24 protein-coding genes and 1 tRNA gene are annotated in these 20,707 nt (G+C 43.0%); 21 read left to right on the top strand and 4 right to left on the bottom strand.

Annotation, left to right across the window (positions count from 1 at the left end):
• Positions 1-24 precede the first annotated feature (24 nt).
• The 10 genes from ABMY45_RS10575 (at position 25) to ABMY45_RS10530 (ending at position 8,381) form a co-directional block, all read left to right on the top strand.
• On the top strand, positions 25-534 hold the full coding sequence (locus ABMY45_RS10575; RefSeq protein WP_174168523.1) for a hypothetical protein: 510 nt from the start codon (positions 25-27) through the stop codon (positions 532-534).
• Between the two features lie 99 nt (positions 535-633).
• Positions 634-1,215, top strand: coding sequence for a DUF4402 domain-containing protein (locus tag ABMY45_RS10570; protein ID WP_010606289.1), 582 nt, complete (start codon positions 634-636; stop codon positions 1,213-1,215).
• A gap of 15 nt (positions 1,216-1,230) precedes the next feature.
• Positions 1,231-1,677, top strand: coding sequence for a DUF4402 domain-containing protein (locus ABMY45_RS10565; protein ID WP_349288861.1), 447 nt, complete (start codon positions 1,231-1,233; stop codon positions 1,675-1,677).
• A gap of 63 nt (positions 1,678-1,740) precedes the next feature.
• Positions 1,741-2,463 carry a fimbria/pilus periplasmic chaperone gene (locus ABMY45_RS10560; protein ID WP_017218096.1) on the top strand — a complete coding sequence of 241 codons (723 nt, stop codon included), beginning with the start codon at positions 1,741-1,743 and terminating at the stop codon, positions 2,461-2,463.
• Positions 2,464-2,482: 19 nt separating this feature from the next.
• Complete coding sequence (locus tag ABMY45_RS10555; protein WP_349288860.1) at positions 2,483-5,425, top strand: hypothetical protein; 2,943 nt, start codon at positions 2,483-2,485, stop codon at positions 5,423-5,425.
• Positions 5,412-6,017, top strand: a complete 606-nt coding sequence (locus ABMY45_RS10550) for an SPOR domain-containing protein (RefSeq protein WP_174168524.1) — start codon at positions 5,412-5,414, stop codon at positions 6,015-6,017. The genes ABMY45_RS10555 and ABMY45_RS10550 overlap by 14 nt, the downstream gene beginning before the upstream one ends.
• Positions 6,018-6,071: 54 nt before the next feature.
• Positions 6,072-6,653, top strand: a complete 582-nt coding sequence (locus ABMY45_RS10545; RefSeq protein WP_349288859.1) for a FlgO family outer membrane protein — start codon at positions 6,072-6,074, stop codon at positions 6,651-6,653.
• A gap of 14 nt (positions 6,654-6,667) precedes the next feature.
• Positions 6,668-7,321: a FlgO family outer membrane protein gene (locus ABMY45_RS10540; RefSeq protein ID WP_010606295.1), complete on the top strand. Its 654-nt coding sequence runs from the start codon at positions 6,668-6,670 to the stop codon at positions 7,319-7,321.
• A 10-nt stretch (positions 7,322-7,331) separates the two neighbouring features.
• Positions 7,332-7,973, top strand: a complete 642-nt coding sequence (locus ABMY45_RS10535; RefSeq protein WP_349288858.1) for a FlgO family outer membrane protein — start codon at positions 7,332-7,334, stop codon at positions 7,971-7,973.
• Between the two features lie 333 nt (positions 7,974-8,306).
• Positions 8,307-8,381: transfer RNA gene (locus ABMY45_RS10530), tRNA-Arg, on the top strand.
• A 108-nt stretch (positions 8,382-8,489) separates the two neighbouring features.
• On the opposite strand, the gene ABMY45_RS10525 is transcribed toward ABMY45_RS10530, so the two are convergent.
• A complete protein-coding gene (locus ABMY45_RS10525; RefSeq protein WP_349288857.1) occupies positions 8,490-9,686 on the bottom strand; it encodes a flagellar assembly protein T N-terminal domain-containing protein in 1,197 nt (398 codons plus the stop codon).
• Positions 9,687-9,890: 204 nt separating this feature from the next.
• Between ABMY45_RS10525 and ABMY45_RS10520 the strand changes: the two genes are divergently transcribed.
• A complete protein-coding gene (locus ABMY45_RS10520; protein WP_010606298.1) occupies positions 9,891-10,367 on the top strand; it encodes an LPP20 family lipoprotein in 477 nt (158 codons plus the stop codon).
• Positions 10,368-10,441: 74 nt separating this feature from the next.
• Here ABMY45_RS10520 and ABMY45_RS10515 read toward each other — a convergent pair whose 3' ends face one another.
• The 3 genes from ABMY45_RS10515 to flgA form a co-directional block, all read right to left on the bottom strand.
• Positions 10,442-10,870 (bottom strand): flagellar protein FlgN, encoded by a 429-nt coding sequence (locus ABMY45_RS10515; RefSeq protein WP_102056453.1) that lies wholly within the window; start codon positions 10,868-10,870, stop codon positions 10,442-10,444.
• On the bottom strand, positions 10,863-11,186 hold the full coding sequence (gene flgM, locus ABMY45_RS10510; RefSeq protein WP_010369298.1) for a flagellar biosynthesis anti-sigma factor FlgM: 324 nt from the start codon (positions 11,184-11,186) through the stop codon (positions 10,863-10,865). Before flgM ends, ABMY45_RS10515 begins: the two co-directional genes overlap by 8 nt.
• Before the next feature lie 72 nt (positions 11,187-11,258).
• Positions 11,259-11,966, bottom strand: a complete 708-nt coding sequence (gene flgA / locus ABMY45_RS10505) for a flagellar basal body P-ring formation chaperone FlgA (protein WP_010606300.1) — start codon at positions 11,964-11,966, stop codon at positions 11,259-11,261.
• Positions 11,967-12,106: 140 nt separating this feature from the next.
• On the opposite strand from flgA, the gene ABMY45_RS10500 reads away from it, so the two are divergent.
• The 10 genes from ABMY45_RS10500 (at position 12,107) to ABMY45_RS10455 (ending at position 20,669) form a co-directional block, all read left to right on the top strand.
• Positions 12,107-13,039 carry a chemotaxis protein CheV gene (locus ABMY45_RS10500; RefSeq protein ID WP_010606301.1) on the top strand — a complete coding sequence of 311 codons (933 nt, stop codon included), beginning with the start codon at positions 12,107-12,109 and terminating at the stop codon, positions 13,037-13,039.
• A gap of 15 nt (positions 13,040-13,054) precedes the next feature.
• The gene (locus ABMY45_RS10495) at positions 13,055-13,888 is read left to right on the top strand and encodes a protein-glutamate O-methyltransferase CheR (RefSeq protein WP_349288856.1); all 834 of its coding nucleotides are present in this window, start codon (positions 13,055-13,057) and stop codon (positions 13,886-13,888) included.
• Between the two features lie 280 nt (positions 13,889-14,168).
• Complete coding sequence (flgB, locus tag ABMY45_RS10490; protein WP_010369289.1) at positions 14,169-14,579, top strand: flagellar basal body rod protein FlgB; 411 nt, start codon at positions 14,169-14,171, stop codon at positions 14,577-14,579.
• A gap of 2 nt (positions 14,580-14,581) precedes the next feature.
• Positions 14,582-15,013, top strand: a complete 432-nt coding sequence (flgC, locus tag ABMY45_RS10485; RefSeq protein WP_010606302.1) for a flagellar basal body rod protein FlgC — start codon at positions 14,582-14,584, stop codon at positions 15,011-15,013.
• Positions 15,014-15,030: 17 nt separating this feature from the next.
• Positions 15,031-15,714: a flagellar hook assembly protein FlgD gene (locus tag ABMY45_RS10480; protein ID WP_010369284.1), complete on the top strand. Its 684-nt coding sequence runs from the start codon at positions 15,031-15,033 to the stop codon at positions 15,712-15,714.
• Between the two features lie 41 nt (positions 15,715-15,755).
• Complete coding sequence (gene flgE / locus ABMY45_RS10475; protein WP_102056455.1) at positions 15,756-17,156, top strand: flagellar hook protein FlgE; 1,401 nt, start codon at positions 15,756-15,758, stop codon at positions 17,154-17,156.
• A gap of 123 nt (positions 17,157-17,279) precedes the next feature.
• A complete protein-coding gene (locus tag ABMY45_RS10470) occupies positions 17,280-18,044 on the top strand; it encodes a flagellar basal body rod protein FlgF (protein WP_102056456.1) in 765 nt (254 codons plus the stop codon).
• Between the two features lie 16 nt (positions 18,045-18,060).
• On the top strand, positions 18,061-18,849 hold the full coding sequence (gene flgG, locus ABMY45_RS10465; RefSeq protein WP_010606305.1) for a flagellar basal-body rod protein FlgG: 789 nt from the start codon (positions 18,061-18,063) through the stop codon (positions 18,847-18,849).
• 16 nt (positions 18,850-18,865) lie between these two features.
• Positions 18,866-19,549 (top strand): flagellar basal body L-ring protein FlgH, encoded by a 684-nt coding sequence (gene flgH, locus ABMY45_RS10460; RefSeq protein ID WP_010606306.1) that lies wholly within the window; start codon positions 18,866-18,868, stop codon positions 19,547-19,549.
• 19 nt (positions 19,550-19,568) lie between these two features.
• Entirely contained in the window at positions 19,569-20,669 is a 1,101-nt protein-coding gene (locus tag ABMY45_RS10455; protein WP_010606307.1) for a flagellar basal body P-ring protein FlgI, read from the top strand.
• Positions 20,670-20,707: the final 38 nt, after the last annotated feature.

The following is a 20,707-nucleotide window of genomic DNA, read 5'->3' as shown; positions in this document are numbered from 1 at the left end:
AATGGATTTTTGTTATAACTTATTGTGAATATTCAGTTTTTTAAACTTATACTACTCGGCTCTGTAATCACCTTAGGTGGCTGTAGTCATTCAGTTCAGCAGCCCTCGCAGTTAAGTGAGCAACAGCTCAAAAGTATTAAGCGATTGAGCTCGTTAGAAGAGGATCTCTCAAACCTGCTGACTTTGTTAGAGTCTCAAGCTAGCGTCGATAATATCCAAGCAGCATCGACTACTGACATAGAGGTTAAGCGTTATTCCGCCAGTAAACAAAAGGCGAATCAAACGACTGGAATTCAACTCAAGTTGTTTCCAATATCCATCAATTCCATGCCTCAAGTTGAGCAACATCAAGCGCTATTAGTGGCAGTAAAGCGAAAGTTTCCTAGTATATTCTCTGAGGCCGAATTTCGAATTCAAGCATTTGAAATGCGGGATTGGGCAACAGTTTCTGGATTAAGATCAACTCAAGAAGCAAAAATCTACTGTAGACTATTTTCTATCCAAAGCATTGATTGTAGGAGATTAATGCTTTAATTTTTACTAAAGTTTTCCCATTTGGGAACGATAAACAATAAGTCACCAAAAAAATGGCATTGCGGTGATGATAAAAATGACTCCTAAAGGAATTTAAAGATGAAAACACTGATTAAATCTGCGCTTGTTGCAAGCTCTATTTCCGCTGCTTTACTTACTTCTTCAGCAATTGCTAAAGATACTGCCCGTCTTGAAGTTAAAGTAGAAGTTAAAAACTTATTTTCAGCGGAAGCTGGTGATCCGCTTGATTTCGGTATCATTCGAGTGCAGGGTGATGCAGCTGATGTCGCGACGATGAAGATTGAAGCGGATCCAACACTGACCGATCCTGAAATTAAGAATACTGGTGACGCAGTAATAAACCTTATTAGTACAGGTGGAGCAGGCTCTATCAATATCACTGATGCAGCGCCAAACACTGAGCTAACGATTACGGTTCCGGCTGCAACTACGGTTGATAGCGTGGGTAATGCCTCTTTTGATTTAAAGGATTTTGAGTTTTATGTGGTAAGCGGTGCACAACCTAATAGTGAAGTGACAAACAACAAGTTTAGGGTTGATGCAAATGGTGCCGCAACGCTTTCCGTTGGTGCGACATTAAGTACGAAAGCACTTTCTGGAACAGATACGTATGGTGGTGGTGTATACACCAGTAAAGTTGATATCGAAATCGCTTACTAAAACATGTGGCGTTACATGGTACTGGCATTGCTTTTTGCCAGTCACTTGGCCAAAGCTCAAGATATATCGGTCGTTAAGAAATTGAGCTTTGGCACTATTGCGATTATTGACCAAAATAGCGCAGGCACTTTGACAATAGAACCTAATGTTAGGCCACAAACCTCAAGCAATATTCTATTCGTAGAGTTTGGTCATGCGGCAGAAATCCTCTTGACCGATTTTCCTCACAATCGCCAAATTAGCGTCCAATCTACCATTTACAACGACTGGTTTGGATATTGGAATCTTGGTGCATCCGATGCCTTCCAATTGACAGAGCTGTATCACGAGAAGGCGATTTACACCGATAGTGTTGGGTCTGGTGAGTTTAAGGTCGGTGGTCAATTGCGCTTTGCTGGCAATGGTAAATCGCTATCGGATGGAGTGCAAACCTTGAACGTTGAAATAACTTTGTCTTACTAAATTATGAATAAATTAATATTAACGCTGCTTTTGTTTTGTTGCTGTAAAGTAAGCGCCAATCTGATGATCACCCCAACACGGGTTGCTTTCGAAGAGCGTCAGAGAATAGAGAGGGTTACAATCATTAATAATGGTGATGTGACCAAATCTTATCGACTTGAATTTCAAGAGAAGCTAGCACTTAAAGAAGGTGGTTATGCCAACTTTGCCGAGCAAAAAATGAACCCTATGGCTGCAAGCCATTTCATTCGTATTTCACCTAGGCAAGTAACACTAGGGCCTGGTGAGCGTCAGGTAATAAAGCTGGCTGTGCGCAGAAAGGCGAATATGGAACAAGGAGAGTATCGCTCACATTTGCTTTTTAGGGAGCTGCCGAATAATAAAGGCAAGCTGCAAGAAGGTATCAATATTGACGTGCTGATGAGCTATAGCATTCCGGTGATGCTACGAGTTGGCGATGCGAACCCGCAAGTACAGCTTGAGGATGTCATTGTAAGCAACGCGAAAAATGGTCGTCAGGCAATTACGGTACTACTTAATCGAACTGGGAAATATAGTAGCTTTGGCGAATTATCCGCTTATTGGCAGGGGAAAAATGACGTTAAACCGGTGCGGATCGGAGTATTAAATAAGTTTGCCGTATATCCAGAGCTTAATCAAAGGAGTGTAGAATTCTCGATAGACCCTGCAATTAAGCTTGGGCCATCAGGCAAGGTCTTAATCAAGTATGTGGGTGATGAGGAGTACACTGACCGCACCTTTGTAGATGATTCGGTATCTTTGTAGTTTAGGGTAAGCGAACGTAATGAGAGCCCCCGCTATTTGGCGCGCGTTACTAATTGGCATACTATGCTATCAACCTGCTATGGCATCGCAGGTTGATACTTTGCAACAGCTATTAGAACGGGTTGAACGAGTGAAAGCAAAACTTGCGATACAGCAAAGTGAGCGGGTGGTCTCTCGGGTTGATGTTGGTACGGAACTGTTTTTATCCGCTTATAAAGGAAATTTATATTTAGGTGAAGTGATCGCGGTGACGTCGGAACAAGGCGTCAATGTGGAACTCTTGAGCTTGTTTTCAGCTTTGGGCTTTGTGGTATCAGAAGATGTATCAGGAACTTTTGATGGCTGGTTCTTCACACCTGAAAACACCTTTAGTCTTAATGCCAAAGCGCATTTAGTTGAGAGCAAAGGGCAGCGAACGCAATTGAGTGATAAGGAAGTTCAGGTTATCAATGGTGAGGTATTTCTCGCCGATTATATCGTTGCGACCTTATTCGATGTGAGCCTGTTTACCGATATACAGGATTTATCTCTTACGGTTAAAAGTAGGCAAATTCTGCCAATAGAAGCGCAGCAACAGCGATTAGGAAGAGAAGTTGTCAGGTTTGACCGCAATGCCAGCGCAACATTACCGTGGCGACCAAGTCCTTATCAAAGCATCGGTAAACCAGTGCTGGATGCTCAGATAAATGCGCAGGTGACTGAAGACATTAGTCAGACGTCTTATTCCCTTATTGGTTCGCAAGACATCGCCTATTGGCAAGCTCAGTATTTTATTGCTGGTAGAGAGGGAGATGTGATTAATCGCTCACGATTATCCCTAAACCGTGCTTCTAAAAAAGCCGATGTTTTACCGTTTGGCAACTTTACCAAGGTATCGCTCGGTGATGTACAGAGTGTTCAAGTTGGAGTTGATGCGCTAAATGAAGAAGGGCGAGGAGTGAACTTCAGTAACGCGCCGTTAGATAGCCGCACTAACCGTCAGCGTATTGTCATCTCAGGTCCTGTTCAGGTAGGGTGGGACGTAGAGCTTTATCGAAATGGATTGCTAATAGGGCAAGAAAATAATGTTCAATCTGGGCGCTATGAGTTTGAAAATATTGATTTACTATTTGGTGAAAATACCTTTGAACTGGTGATGTATGGAGGGCAAGGTCAAGTATCAAAAGAAGTGCAGACCTATTATGTTGAACAGAGCATCGTAAACGAAGATGAAGGCTTTTTTGCCGTATCAATTACTGAGACGGGCAAAAGTATACTGGGCGACAAGACTGCGGTATCAGGAGCATCAAGCTGGCAAGTAAATGGTCGATTTGACTACGGCCTTACTAAAAATTTTGCGGTGTATGCAGGCTTGCAGCATCGTCAAGGTGTAAAAAATAGCGCCTCAGAACAATACTTTTCTACAGGATTTAACACCAATATTAATAAACGACTATTACTGGATGTTGACTATAGTAAGAGCGAAGCGAACCAACGTCTCTCTGCAAATACTCGAACCCGTCTATTTGGCCAGCAGGTAGGTGCTAAATTTGAGCTAAAGGAAGATTTAGAACGGGATGAAAATGCGACCGAGATAAAATTAACGGCGGCGGGAGATTGGTCTCTTTTTGATGCCGCTAAAATTTACTATCGTGCTGAATACTTTCAGCTTAATAGAGCTAATATAGACACCACCGAGCAAGCGTCGCTGCTGTTTAGCACGGGGAATTATTGGGGCACTTTCAGTAACCAATTTGTGTGGCAAGCGCAGACAGATCAAGCCAGCGATGTGAGTGGCTACTTGCGCTGGCAGCGAAGGATTTTTGGGATATATAGTCGTTTTACTACTTGGTATGACATAGAACCTGCTAATGAAATTACAGCTGCTGAGCTAGAGTTGAGCAAAGCGCTAAGTCCGGAGCTTGATCTTGGCATTACCTTATACAAAGACTTTGCTGCGGAATACTATAAAACCGAACTTGGATTGAGCTGGAACCATGATAAGTTTCGGTTGTTAACAGACTTGCAATACGATAACGATGATAACTGGCAACTAGGCCTCTCTGGACAAGTAAGTATTGGAGCGGGCGAAACCGTAGATCAGGTTTTTTTAACTGGCAAACGCTTGTCGCAGTTTGGCTCTTTGATGATTCGTGCTTTTATCGACCAAAATAATAACGGCTATCTTGACGATGGGGAGTTACCGCTGAAGGGGGTAACTATAAAAGCATTGCAAAACTTTGCACAAGGTAAAACTGACGACGACGGTGTGGCTCTATTACCCGCAATGGTTAATTACAAACGAACAGATATTATTGTTGACAAAGAAACGATCCCTGAACCCTTTTTAATTCCCGCTAATGATGGCTTTTCATTCACTCCAAGACCCGGTCATATTGAATATGTTGAAATACCATTTGTAAACTCGTCGGAAGTTGAAGGTATTGTTGAAATCAATGAGGGTACTGAGCGCCGACCTGCAGGATTCACTACCGTGAGTTTACTTGATGAAACGGGTAACGAAGTCGCGCGCACTCAGACGGCATATGACGGCTACTATGTATTTACTGGTTTGAAGCCTGGGACTTACCGTACAGCAATAAGTGATGCGAAAAGGCTCGCGGTAGCCAGTACTCAACAGATAGAAGTGGAGTTAAGTGCAGGGGGAGACTTGCTGCTTGATGTAAATCACGAATTACAACAACAGCGCGCAACCACGCGAGAGTTTGCTGTAGTTGGACGCTTCAAGACATTAACGATATTAAAAGTGTATGCGGCGATTTTGGCTAAGCGTTATCCCGCGTTATTAAGCGGTGGTTTTGGGTATGCGCAACAAGAAGGCGACGCCACTTATTTACTTATATTAAGAGATGACGCCACACAAAATGCGGCAAATATTTGCCAAAATCTACTTCCCTTCAAAGTTTCTTGCACGGTGGAAGCCTTAACTATTTATGAAAGAGAAAACAATGCAATCAATTAAGTGGCATCTCATTATGCTCAGTTTCGTTGCGTTAAGTGGTTGCCAAGCAACTGCGAGCAAGAGTCAACTTGACTCATTACAAATGAAGAAGCAGATATCTTTATTGGAACAGCAGGTAAGCACCTTACAACAAGAAGTAGAACAGCTCAGAGCGCTAAAACAGCAGGTTGCTAGGTTTGAAGAAGTGCAGGAAGATTTAGATGTTATTGCAATGCAGCTATCAAATTCGCTTGCAAAGCAAAAGCATGCTGAGCTTTTAGCAGAGCAACCCGAGCAAGTGATAGAGCAAAAAACAAAGCCCACCGAGAAACAAAAACAGCCTGTCGAGATAGCTGAATTCGCAATTCAATTGGCCTCTACAACGGAATATACCAAGCTTAGGCAAACCTACGAGCAACTCAAGGATAAGTTACCGCAAGACTTTGCAACAAGCGAAGTGAATATCGAGCAAATAGATATTCAAAATACGAAATATTATCGGCTCAAATTAGGTGCATTTGCAGATAAGGCCTCTGCATACAAAGGTTGCCAGCAACTTAAGCGTGCAGGTTTAAGCTGTTTGGTTAGCCATTACACCAGTCATCGACTTTAAAACTTGGTGCGTATTTTGCATTTTATCCAATAAGTTTATCGTGGGCTTGGTGAAATGAAATATCTAGCACTCATAGTGATTATGTTGTTGGCAGGGTGTACAAACAGCCAACAGGTCGGCAAAAGAGAAGCGACCCAGCAGCAAGAAATCTTACCTGACTTAGATGGGGTTGGCGCTCAGTTAGCCGCGGAACTCGGGCAGTATGTACGGCCGTTCAAGCCGAACTCAACGGTTGCTGTGACGAGTTTTTTTAAGGCTAATCAGCTGGATGATACCGTTGCTGGGCAAGGTTCAGGCTTGAGCGTGGCCTTGCAAGAATCCCTCATGACCCATTTAAGTCAAATGGGGGCAGATGTCGTGGAATATCGACTCAGAAACGCTTTATCTTTACAAAGTTCTGCCGATAGTATGTTAAGTCGAGAATTGAATGTGCTGAATCAGCGCCAGAAAATTGACCTCGTGGTGGTCGGGACAATCGTAGAAAGTCGTGATACCTATTTGGTCAATGCGCGGCTGGTTGATACGTTACATAATCGAGCCGTCTCAGCCGCATCAATCAGCATTCCAAAAGCTGTTATGTGGGGTACGGAGCGTGTCACAAATCGTGACGGTCAGATTATACGAAGCCAATATTAGTGGAGATGAAAGTAATGAAAAAAGTATTAAGTTTGGTTTTGCCGCTTTCATTGATGGTTGGCTGTGCTCAGAGTAGCTTTTTTGCGGTGGATAATGCTCAGGCTGAGCCCGTGCGTAATGGCTTTGAAAAATCTTCGATGTATCAAAGTAATCCAAACGGTATGAAACAATTCTCTGTTTCTCAGCAAATGGCTGGTAAGAATGTCACTCACTATGTTCAAAGCATTATGCAAGACATGGTAGCAAACTTGAAACACGTGAATGAGAAAACGCCGGTAGCAGTGACAAGCTTTGTATTTTTAGATAAAGAATTTGATAAAGGTTCCTTGTTGGGTAACCAGTTGGCTGAAAGCTTTATCCATGAGCTTCATGCGTTTGGGATCCCTGTTGTGGACTTTAAAACAACAGACTATATCCGGGTGACACCTGAAGGCGATTTCATTTTTAGCCGTGACTTTTTAGAGCTATCTGACGACCATCCTTTTTTGTATGTGCTAGGTGGTACTTTGGTGAATCATCAGGGCGGGGTTATGGTTAATGCCAGAGTGGTTGGGCTTAGAAGTAAAAGTGTCGTGGGTTCTGCTCAAGGCTTTTTACCGCAAAACGTAGTTAACGCCCTACAAGATGGTGCGGCATACGATGGCATTCGTATAGAGCGTGCGAACTAATTCGGAGGCGATGATGAAAAATGTAGTGCTATTTGCGACGACACTTGCATTACTCGGTGGCTGCGAAATGACAAAACAAACGGCTTCCGAACCTACAGAAACGCAGCAATCCGACATGGAAATATTATATGCCATGATGGAAGAGCAAGAGCGTAATGAAGATTCACAAGCCGCGGTATTGCAAGATATTGGCTTCGTTAGCTATCGTCATCGCAAAGAAATTGCTAACTACGCCAATCAAATTGCGTTGGAACTGTCAGATACTGTATTAGGGCAAAAGCCTGAGTCGATAGCGGTAGCCAGTTTTGTCAACTTTAATGAATCATTAAGGGATACAAACCAGCTAGGAAACCAATTGGCTGAGTCCTTAATGCATCAAATGCAAAAGCTGGGTTATCAAGCGTTAGACTTTAAAGCATTGGGGAAAATTGAAGTGACATCCAGTGGCGACTTGACTTTTTCGCGTAAAGCAAGCCGCTTGAAAAACACGCAATCTCCCAGTCATTTGCTCACAGGCACTATGGTTTACCGTCCACGAGGCGTGGAGGTAAATGCAAGATTGTTAGAGTTTAACACCAACTTAGTGATAGCAAGCACGGTGGTGACCATCCCGTATTTTATCCTTGATGATCAGGCAACCGCTGCAAGGTAGTACTTCAAATAGCGGTTTTTAGAAGAAAATACCGTTTAGGTTTTATTAAACGAAGAACTATCCTACTTCTTATTCACACCTCAAGTGAAGTAACTGATAGCGCAGTAGTGGGTCTTAACTGCTGCGTATTCACCTACTGAACCAGCTCATTTATTACCGCGAATAAATTGACTATTAATCTTTAAAAGTTCATTAAGATCAGTATACTAAAGTGAAGTCACTGAGATGCAGTACAACAGAGAATCGACAACTCCAGACTTTCATGGGTATTAAGTAATGCAGATCCCGCTAGTGAAGGTCAAAAAAAGCGATCGTTATCTGACTTTAGAGATTGTCCCCATAGTTTAATGGATAAAACAAGGCCCTCCTAAGGCTTAGATGTAGGTTCGATTCCTACTGGGGACGCCATTGGTATCACTTTTGCGTGGAATTACCAAAGTAAATGGGCGGCGGAAGCATGATGTAGAGTGTGTAAAGTCGTCGAAAATCTTGTCTGCGTCATAGGTAGTCTTAACCTTACAGTTCAAACTCATTTTCATTTTCTATTTGAATTTCAACCAAATCATTAATTTGCACATTGTGAAGTGGGCGATTACTGATATTTACCGCAATGGCGTTTTGCGCATTCACCTGGATCACTTGCAGTTTATTAATGGTTTTAATTTGATGCATAAATATTTTACCATCGACATTAGTCAGCGGATTACTATGCGCTACGTTAAGGATCTGGCCATTCTCTAAGCCATGCATGCGGCCCAAATTAATAACGACTTGTTCATCATCGATATGTAGGATTTTGCCGTTGGTTGGTAAGCAGGCCACCGCTGCGTTTAAATCAGTTGCGATTTGTGTCAGCGTGGTTTGGATCTCATCAGCATAATCTGTCTGCCAAAAGCGCTCACTGTACACATCAATTAATTTGGTCTTCTTAAACGGCCACACGCCTTGAGTGGCATATTGCTTTTGCCACACCCTTTCATGAGAAAGTGCATCAAACAGCGCAAAGTCTACCTTGAAGCTTCTTAAATATTTATCACTTTGCCAAAATGCGAAGTCGCTATTAAGTTTATCGACACCTGCAATATCAGTAATTTGACTCAGTAATACAAATTGGCTGTTCGTATTTGCCGTAATGGTCTCGATTAGCTGTTCATTATAATCAAACCGCTGGCTGAAAAAGCGGTTAACGTCTATGGTCTGTGCGAAATAAGGAACAGGTTCTAAGCTCAACTTTTGTTCAGACATTGTCTGGTATAGGCGCTCGCTCACCGCTTTATTTATGTCAAAAATTTGACCTAGTGTTGCTTGGTGTTTATTTTTTAACTGACTTTGTGTGACTGCAACCTGTTTGTCGTAAGCACTAGTAGGGCACTGAGCACTCTGTGGGGTAATATCGATATGTAATGTCACCTGCCATGAGTCACCAACTTTTGCTTCAGCAATTACGTTGGCACTTTGGATTTCAGCATTTGAGCGGATCTTAAGTTGATCTTGGGTGAGTACACCATCGGTGACGGTTTGCACACTACTCACCGAAGCGCCAGAAAACAGCAAAGCTTGTGTGATGGCGTCATTTACCGCCTTTCTTTTGGCTTTTTGATGGTCGCCATTTTTAACGTCAGCTATGCCGGTAACTTCAAACCATTCAGCATAAGCTGGATGAACCAAGGTGATACACAACAGTGATAGACTGGTCGCGAATTGCTTTTTCATGTTTAAATGCCCAGATCAAAAACTACTCTTCAACTCAGCAATACCTGTGCCAAATTTTGGCAAGGTTCGTGCATAATCATACATTATGAAAGTTAATTTTATTTCTTGCCAATACTCAATGAAACCACGACAACCCTTGCGAGACCAAGATGTTGGGGAAGTGCTTAATTTTGATTGGTATATATTGTAGCGGAGTGTGGTGAAATGCGTATCACTAATTCTATCAGTTCAGTTGTTATGGTTTGTTCGCTAGCAGGGCTCAGCGGCTGTTCAAGCCTCGTTGATAAGCATATTGAATATGAAACAGTGCAACCGGAAACTTTTCCTGTTTTACGGGCAGTGGGGTACGCTCCTTTGAGTGCTCAGCCGGGTAAAACTGCGGGTGAGAAGCAGCTAATGGCCATTAAAGTCTCAAAATTAGAAGCCTATCGTGAATTGGCTGAGCAACTGTATGGCCAGAATTTGACATCCACTATTACGGTAAAAGGAGCGGTTGCGCAAAACGACGGTCTTAAGAGCCAAGTAAATGGACTTGTTCGTGGGGCTAAGGTGCTGAAAAGTTACGCAGTTGGTGATACTTACGCGACGGAGTTAGAGCTTGATATGAAACGCGTTTATGATTTGTATATTACTCAAGTCAAGCCGCAGAAAATTAAGAAGATATCTTATAGCTTTAAGTAAGCACTCATCACATATTGCTTACTTAATGCGCTTCACTTCGATTGTTCCTCAATACTAAAATACGACAGGCGTGGCTACGCCTTTAGGTTACGTACCAATTCACTATCGCTACTTTTCACGCTGCCATCTTGACCATATGTAATCGAAGTTGGTGCGCCAATTAAGATCCCTTTTAGTTCACGTGTGCTTACATTAGCCTGATGAGCCGTTTTAGCATTGATTTCATTTTTGGTTTGGCACTCACTGAGTAGTGCTCGCACTTTAGCAACGAGCGGGGCTACTTCACTGCTTTCAAAGACGTGAGACTCAGTTTTTGACAATTCATTGTCGAGCTTTTGCAGTTTTGAAATGAGAGTTAGCTTTTCACGAGCGATTTCTTTTAAGTTGTCGCCACGCCGAGACGCGAGCTCGTCAAGCTCACGAGCCAGAAGCTGGGTCATCGCTTCTAGCGTCGAGATTTGTTCTGAAAGTTTGTGGTGGCAGAGCCGAACCAAATCATCCATATATTTCGAACTCAAATGCAGCTATGTTTTTGGCTAGTTTTTCCGCGTCAACTTGATACTTGCCTTCTGCAATCGCTTTTTTCAGTTCTTCGACTTTCTTGTCGTCAAAGCCTGATGACTGCTGCGCTTTTTCGTTGACCGTTTTCAGCTGTTGCGCTTGTGGAGTCAGGCTCACTGAATCCGCAGCTGCTTTCGGTGTAGCTGGTGATTTAACTGACGCACTATTAGCATCATTTCTTTGCAATTCAGCCTTCTGTTGCTTAACATTATTAGCAACGGATGTAGACTGATTCTGACCGTTAACTTGATTAACCATGATTGTAGACCCAATAAAATTATACTCTCAGCCTTGTTATCGGCGTTTAATAGTATTACTTTAGCAAATTTTTTATAAATTCACCTCTACTGTTTCCACTTCTATTACTCTAGCACGTAAGGTTTTGCCAGAGCGAGCGTTTTTAATATTAATAAGTTCACCACGGTTGCCATCTTGCTGCGCTTCTCCTTGAGTTTTGATCACAAGCCCACCTGATTTAGCAATAATCGTCACCGTATCGCCTTTGCAGACCATACAAATATGAGCCTGAGTAAAGGCTTGACCTTCTCTGATATTACGTTTGCTTCTACTGCCTATTAGTATCGACTTATCTTCTATATAGGAAACCCTACGAAAACGTTTCGGCTGATACTCTATTTTTACATCGTCATCCTGAATAACACGGCCTTTTTCTAACATGGTCGCGCTAACTAAAATAGGGAAGAGGTGATCGATACGCACGTGGACGTATTGAGTCCAGCTGAGGGTATCGTTGCATCTAATTTGTACTGTCACTTGAGTGTCAAAAGGCGGAGTCATTGCTGTACTATATTGCAACGGCGATTGACAATCCCTTGCTGGAATTCTTGAATCAAGTGGTATAGCAGTTAGTGATAGCTGGCTGTCGGGATCTTGCTCTACATTTGGTTCAACAAATTCTATTGCGCTTTGTTCTAAAGTTTTGTTGTCATATTGCTGACAATAACCATAGTCAACGCCTATAAAATAAGCGAACAAACAAAAAAACTGAATGTAATGGGTTTTTTTTAACAAACTCATGATGTTTCGACTATGCTTATGGGGTGAAACAAGGTATAAAGATTCTGCTTTAATAACTGCACCTAATCAAGGGTGGTAAACCATATCAGAGTCGAAGCAAAGATCGTTCCGATTAGCGGTTTATACAGTAGGAGATTGAAATGGCAGGTATTTTAGACTCGGTTAACCAACGTACACAGCTGGTTGGACAAAACCGTCTCGAGCTATTACTTTTTCGACTTCAAGGTCGACAGCGCTTCGGCATTAACGTTTTCAAAGTCCGAGAAGTGCTTCAATGTCCAGCATTGACAAGCATGCCCAAGTCAAACCCTTTGATTCGAGGGGTTGCTCATATTCGAGGCCAAACAATATCCGTAATTGACATGTCACTTGCGGTTGGTGGGCCTCCTATTCAAGATATTCGCAATTGTTTTATTGTAATTGCGGAATACAACCGTTCAGTTCAAGGCTTTTTAGTCAGTGCGGTAGAACGCATTGTGAATATGAACTGGGAAAAAATAATGCCCCCGCCATCTGGGGCAGGCCGTTATTCCTATTTGACAGCGGTTACAGAAATTGAAAACGAGCTAGTTGAAATATTAGACGTAGAAAAGATCCTCAATGAAATTTGCCCGATCAACACGGAAGTCAGTGCTGACATTGTCTCTGATGGTGAAATGCAAAAAGATTTAGGCGAACGTATTGTCTTTATCGCTGATGACTCTGCGGTTGCTCGTAATCAGGTCAAACGTGCATTGGAGCCATTAGGTGTTCAGACTGAGCTGGCAAAGAATGGTAAAGAAGCACTTATCAGGCTTCGTGAAATTGCCGAAATGGACTGTCAAAATAATGTCACCGAGCGAGTTGGGCTATTGATTTCTGACGTTGAAATGCCAGAAATGGATGGTTATACGCTAACGGCTGAAATAAAAGCTGATCCAAAATTAGCGCCATTGCATGTGATACTCCATACTTCACTGAGTGGTGTATTTAATCAGGCCATGATTGAGAAGGTTGGCGCTGATGATTTTATTGCTAAGTTTAACCCAGATGAATTAGCTTCAGCGGTTAAAAAATGGGTTCATTGTGATTAAAGCTGGTGGTAGCACTTGGAAAATAAGCATTTAGAGCAAAAAGAGTACGACCAATTTAGAACCTTTTTGGAGCAACAGTGCGGTATTGTACTGGGTGACAATAAATTGTACTTGGTCAAAAGCCGACTCGCTCCTCTGATGGCTCGCTTTGGTGTGGAAACACTATCGTCTTTAGTAGCTAAAACACTCAGTCCCCATGAGCGGCAATTGCGTGCCGCTGTGGTGGATGCGATGACAACGAATGAAACACTTTGGTTTAGGGATACTTATCCGTTCGAGCTAATTAAATCGAAAATCTTACCAGAGTTTAAAGACTTGAGACGTCCAGTTAAGATTTGGTCGGCGGCAAGTTCATCAGGACAAGAGCCATATTCAATTGCGATGTCTGCGAGTGAATATGTGAGTAAAAGCTCAGGCGCGCTGAAAATGGGTGTTCAGATCGTTGGTACAGACATTTCTAACACGATGCTTGATATGTGTAAGAATGCTGAATATGACGCGTTGGCGTTGGCGAGAGGGTTGTCGCCTGAGCGCAGAAAGAAGTTTTTTATGGATAGCGGTAATGGAATGGCTAAGGTAGTTGAACCTATCCGTAAAATGGTCAGCTTTAGACATTTAAACTTGCTAGATTCTTACGCGTTGATGGGTAAGTTTGATGTTATTTTCTGCCGTAACGTCCTGATCTATTTTTCACCTGAAGTGAAAGCCAAAATCATTTCGCAATTTGCTCAGTCGTTAAACCCGAATGGCTATTTGTTTTTAGGGGCGTCGGAATCGATGGCGGGGTTGAGTGACGACTTTAATATGATCCGTTGTAATCCTGGGATTATCTATCAGAAAAAGACTTAATACTCACATATAGCGGCAGGGATAGTCGCTATAGCTAGTATTTGCAATTTGTAACGTAATTCTAATAACTATCTCCTACCTTTTAGCCTCAAATTGCTTCAGCCAAGTTGTCAATTATTCGAATATTTGCTCTTATTTACGTTACCGACTCAACACTGATTCAAGTTTAATTATTCCAAAAATATAGTTTAATTGTATGAAATTTAAGGGATAAATTTAACCTTAAAACTGGCCTAAAGATTGCTTTGTCATACCTGAGTCAATTTTTTGGAGTCAGATAATGGCAATTAGTTTCGATAAAGCGTTGGGTATACATCAGCATACTATGCTGCTTCGCTCACAACGCGCTGAAATTCTAGCAAGCAATATCGCAAACGCAGACACTCCAGGATACAAAGCTAAAGATATCGACTTTGCTAGTGCTTTGAAAGCGGCAAAGACAATGCAAAGAAGCGGCAATGATATGGTTAGAACAGATGCAAAACACCTCAGTGGTGGTACTAAAATGAGTAACTCATCTGAACTATATCGTTCGCCAAATCAAGCAGATACAGGTGATGGTAACTCAGTAGATATACAAGTGGAACGAAATTTGTATGTACAGAATGCATTAGAGTACCAAGCCAGTTTGCAATTTCTTGGTGGTAAGTTCAGTGGCCTTAAGAAGGCACTCGGCGGACAAGGGGCATAATTATGAGTTTATATAATGTTTTCGATATTGCGGGTTCAGGGATGAGTGCACAGAATGTGCGACTAAATACCACCGCAAGTAATATCTCGAACGCAAACTCAGTGAGTTCTAGTCAAGATAATGTTTATCGCGCTAGACACCCTGTATTTGCCGCTGAACTTTCCAAAGCTTCAGCTTCCCAGAGCAATGTCGCGGGATCGTCAGTTGGAGTAAAAGTATTAGGTGTGGTTGAGAGCGATAAGCCGCTTCAAGTTGAATATAACCCAAACCACCCAAGTGCTGACGCAAATGGCTACATTTATAAACCGAATGTGAATGTGGTAGAGGAGATGGCAAACATGATTTCTGCTTCTCGCTCTTACCAAACCAATGTTCAAGTTGCAGATGCTGCAAAGCAAATGCTTAGTAAAACATTGCAACTAGGCCAGCGCTAAATTGGGAGTAACAGCTGATGAGTAATAATGTAAATGCCACTTCTTCAACGGGTGTAGATTCACTCTACTGGGACAGGCAGAAACAGGCCGAGGAGAAAAAGCCCAGAGATGAGCTATCGCAAGAAGATTTCTTCTCGCTGCTTACTCAACAGCTCTCTTTCCAAGATCCAAGTAAGCCTGCGGACAACGATCAAATGATCGCGCAGATGACAAGTTTTACCATGGCCGAGGGGATCTCAAAGTTAAATGAGAACTTTGACTCGTTAGCTGCATCGATGACTTCTAACTCGGCGCTTCAAGCATCAACGCTGATTGGTAAGAAAGCATTACTCGAATCAACGACGTTAGAACATGGTGACGATGCACTTACAAAAGGTTCTGTGATTGTACAGGAACCAGTTCAGAATCTATCAGTGGGTATCTATGATGAATCTGGAGCGCTTGTAAAGACGCTTGAATTTGGCGAACAAAGTGTGGGCGCTGTGCGATTCGATTGGGATGGTAAAAATAAAGACGGTGAGATGATGCCTCCAGGTGAATACACCATAAAAGCGGAGGGTATGATTGAAGGTGAATATCAAACTTTACCGTCGGCCACATTTAGAAATATAGACAGTGTTAATGTTAATGGTGCTAACGGCATCGTCATTAATACCAAAGAAGGCGCGGTGCGCTTAACTGATATTGCTGAAATAGCATAGTAGTTTTAAAGAATTAACCTTAAGAACTTAGAGGTGAGAGTATGAGTTTCAATATAGCACTGACAGGTATTGCCGCCGCGCAAAAAGACTTGGACGTAACAGCAAATAACATTGCTAACGTGAACACGACGGGTTTTAAAGAGTCTCGCGCAGAATTTGCTGATGTTTACGCGTCTTCGGTTTTTAGCTCTGGCAAAACGAAAAATGGCGATGGTGTACAAACTACCATGGTTGCACAGCAGTTTCACCAAGGATCATTAAAGTTTACGCAAAACTCGCTAGACTTGGCGATTGAGGGCGAAGGCTATTTTGCCATGTCAAACTCGCTCCAGTCACAAGATTTCACCTATTCTCGAGCGGGTGCATTTAAGCTCAACAAAGACAACTTCATCGTGAATGCTAAGGGTGATTACTTGCAAGGCTTTCCAGTCGATCCATCTACAGGTGATACCACGTCTTTGAGTTTAAGCACAACATCACCCGTTCAAATTCCAGATGCATCAGGTTCTCCTCGTGCAACATCGCAAATCTATACCTCGTTTAACCTAGATGCGACTGCGCAACCACCTACAATTGCTTTTGATCCTGAGCAACGTGCCTCATATAATTCAAGAACAGCAATAACGGTATATGACTCGTTGGGTGAATCACATACATTGCAGTTATTCTTCAGAAAAACAGCGGATAATGAGTGGTCTACTTACGCAACAATGGACGATAAACCTTTTAACCATAATGCGCAGCAAATTGATCCAGCAGCAACACCACCTGTTCCTTATACGCCAGTTAGTGTGTTCCGTTTCGATGCTAGCGGTATTCCATCACAGACGGCTGCCGATCCTTCAGCTACGCCGCTTGTTTTTAACAACAATACTGGCTCGACATTTAACCCCTTAAGTCTTGCTGGACCTCAAGATGCAGTTGACCCAACTATCGGTATGTCAAACTTGCTTGATAACGGTGCAACTTTTCCGAATGATATTGTTGTTAACTGGCGTGATGAAGCAAATACTGCTCAAAAGCTACCAACGCAATATTCATCGGGTCGATTTGAAGTAAAAGCATTGGAGCAAGACGGTGCGACCGTTGGCCGTTTAGCAGGTATTGATATTGGTACTGATGGTAAAGTTGTGGCTTCATATACTAACGGCGACTCAACGTTCTTAGGGCAAGTCGCGCTAGTACGCTTCCCGAATTCTCAAGGCCTTCAGGCGATTGGTAATACTGAGTGGAAGAAGAGCCTATCTTCTGGTGAACCACTTGCAGGCGAGCCAAACACAGGTACTCTCGGTGGTATTAGTTCATCTGCGTTAGAGCAATCGAACGTCAACCTCACAAACGAGTTAGTTGACCTTATCAGCGCCCAACGTAACTTCCAAGCGAACTCTCGAGCGCTTGAGGTTAACTCAACATTACAACAAAATATATTACAGATCCGATAATATATTATGCCCTCCAAAGGCTGCTACAAAGGCAGCCTTTTTTATGTCCGTCAAAAACATCTCGTCACTTTGGCACTGTGCTTGCATTAACTAGACTAAGTTTGAATTTTATAGGTCATCGTCATGGATAAAATGGTGTATATCGCAATGTCAGGCGCTAAGCAAAGCTTACGTGGTGTGGCACTTAAGGCGAATAACCTTGCTAATGCCAATACGACTGGCTTCAAAGCAGATTTTGCTCAAGCGCGCTCAATGCAGGCGTTTGGTGAAGGGCTACCTACACGGGTTTTTGCTATGCAAGAACGCCCAGGGACCAATATGACCGGTGGCGCAATCGTTGAAACTGGCCGTGAGCTAGATATTGCAGTAGATGATAAATCATGGATCAGTGTTGTTGATGCCTCGGGTGAAGAAGCTTACACCAAAGTCGGCACGCTCAATATTCGTAATGACGGTGCGTTGGTCACAGCTCATGGGCGTCAACTTATTGGCGAAGGTGGACCTATTGTCTTACCTATCCCCGTTGATAAAGTGGTGTTTAGTGACGATGGCTCTATTCAAGTGCGTCCACAAGGCGCTCCTGCTAACTTTCTTGAAGTGGTTGATCGGCTGAAAATTATTGAAGCAGATAATAATAAGCTGCAAAAAGGCAATGACGGCCTTTATAGACCAAAAGAAGATAAGCTAGAAGATGGGATCTGTGGCTTTTGTGAAATATCACCAACCGCAAAAGTGATGAGTGGCTTCTTAGAGATGTCCAACGTCAATCCCGTTCATGAGATGGTGGATATGATCAACCATCAAAGACAATTTGAAATGCAAATTAAGCTGATGAAAACAGCTGAAGAAATAGATGAGCGACACACTTCGCTCCTACGCATAGTTTAAGAGTGAGGTAGAGATCATGAATCCGGCATTGTGGATAAGTAAAACAGGCTTAGATGCTCAGCAAACTGATATTTCAGTTATTTCGAACAACTTGGCGAACGCCAGTACCGTCGGCTACAAAAAGAGTCGGGCGATATTCGAAGACTTATTATATCAAAACATCAATCAGCCAGGTGGCCGCAGCTCTCAAGATACAGAATTACCGTCTGGTTTGATGCTTGGTGCAGGTGCCAAAGTAGTCGCCAACCAAAAGAACTTTTCTCAAGGTAATATGTTAAGTACCGAAAACTCTTTGGATTGGATGATCCAAGGCCCGGGCTTCTTTGAGATTCAGATGCCAGATGGCACAACTGCGTATTCAAGAAACGGTCAGTTCACGACGGATGAAGAAGGTCGAATTGTTACCTCAGGTGCGGGTTTTCCTGTGTTACCTGAGATGAACGTACCCGACGATGCGCAGTCAATTACTATTTCTCAAGATGGTGAAGTATCGGTGCGCGTTGCAGGACAAGCTGAAAACGTTGTTATCGGACAGTTGACGATCAGTGACTTTATTAATCCATCAGGTCTTGAACCGATTGGACAAAACTTGTACACAGAAACTGCGGTAAGTGGTGCACCAGTACAAGGTAATCCAAGCGTTGAAGGGCTAGGTAAGATTGTGCAAGGCGCACTTGAAACGTCAAACGTTAATGTGACCGAAGAGCTTGTAAATCTAATTGAGACACAACGCGTGTATGAGATGAACTCAAAAGTGATTTCAACGGTAGATCAGATGCTGAGCTACATTAATCAACAGCTGTAATTGGGTAGGGGGTATTATGCGTGCATTATATTTAGCCATCGTAACGGTCGCTGCATTATCTGGATGTAGTACAACACAAAATAAAAATGTGGTGCGTGACGATCCGTATTATGCGCCTATCTATCCCGAGGATAATCAAGCCCAAATGGTGGCAACAGGGTCATTATTTAATACGCAGTTTTCCAATGATCTTTATGCTGACAAAAAAGCGTTAAGAGTCGGCGATATTATTACCATCGTACTCAGAGAAACGACTCAGGCGACCAAAGCTGCAAATTCTGAGCTGGATAAATCCAGTGATTCGAGCTTAGACCCTGTGATTGGTCTTGGTGGCAATGCCATTAATATCGGAAAAGAAGCAATACAGTTTGGTGCTAAATCCAGTTCTTCTTTCTCTGGTGATTCGAAGTCTAATCAGTCAAATAGCTTATTCGGGAATATATCGGTCAATGTAACCCGAGTATTGCCTAACGGTAATTTAGTGATCCGCGGTGAAAAGTGGTTAACCCTCAATACTGGTGAGGAATTTATTCGCTTAGAAGGGTTGGTAAGACCTCAGGATGTGACCGCAGATAACACTGTTGAGTCTAATCGAGTGGCAAATGCCAGAATTCAATATTCAGGTAAAGGTGACCAACAAGAAGTGCAAAGTGCAGGTTGGTTAACGAGTTTCTTTATGAGCGCGCTGATGCCGTTTTAAGGTGCTGAAAATGAACAATATGCTTAAGAATATTTTGCTTATCGGTGCGGCCATTACGTTGGTTGGTTTTTCTTCTTTGGCTTCTGCTGAGCGAGTTAAAGACGTCAGTATGGTTGAAGGTGTTCGTTCAAACCAACTGGTTGGCTACGGCCTAGTTGTAGGCTTGCCTGGTACCGGTGAGCAAACCAGATTTACCGAGCAAAGCTTTAAAGCGATGTTGAATAGCTTTGGGATCACGATGCCCGCAAGCTTAAAGCCAAAAATTAAAAATGTTGCGGCTGTTGCGGTTCACGCAGATCTGCCACCTTTTGTTAAGCCCGGCCAAACCATTGACGTTACCGTTTCATCTATTGGTAGTGCTGGTAGTTTACGAGGCGGTACTTTACTTCAGACCTTTCTAAAAGGGGTTGATGGTAACGTATATGCAATTGCGCAAGGTAGCTTGATTGTCGGTGGTTTGGGCGCTGATGGTGCCGACGGGAGTCGAGTTGTGATCAACACCCCGACAGTAGGGCGTGTGGCAAATGGCGCGACAGTGGAGCGAGCGGTACCAAGTCCGTTTACTCAGGGTGATTACATTACCTTTAACTTGAATAGACCGGATTTTACTACCGCAAAGCGCTTGGCCGACACTATCAATGGTCTTGTTGGACCAAACAGTGCTAAACCTATGGATGCAGCTTCAGTTCGAGTAATTGCACCAAGAGATCCGTCTCAGCGCGTTGCGTATTTATCTACGCTAGAGAATCTTGAATTCAAACCAGCGGATACCGCTGCGAAGATCATCGTTAACTCGCGCACTGGCACTATCGTTATCGGCAAAAATGTCAAGTTGCAGCCTGCGGCAATTACTCATGGCGGCCTTACCGTAACAATTGCTGAGCAGCAAAATGTGTCACAACCTAATGCGCTGGCGAATGGCGAAACAACAGTGACGCAGCAAAGCATTATCGACGTAAATCAGGATGACTCTCGAGCGTTTGTGTTTGACCCAGGCGTGAGTCTTGATGACTTGGTTAGGGCAATTAACCAGGTTGGCGCAGCACCTGGCGATTTAATGGCGATCCTTGAAGCGCTAAAAGAAGCAGGCGCGATAAATGGTCAATTAGTCGTCATTTGATGTTCCATTATTAATCAACTAGTTAGCCCCGCAATTGT

Source organism: Pseudoalteromonas sp. XMcav11-Q, from assembly GCF_040104525.1.
Classification (GTDB): domain Bacteria; phylum Pseudomonadota; class Gammaproteobacteria; order Enterobacterales; family Alteromonadaceae; genus Pseudoalteromonas.
This window is presented reverse-complemented; position numbering and strand designations above follow the sequence as displayed.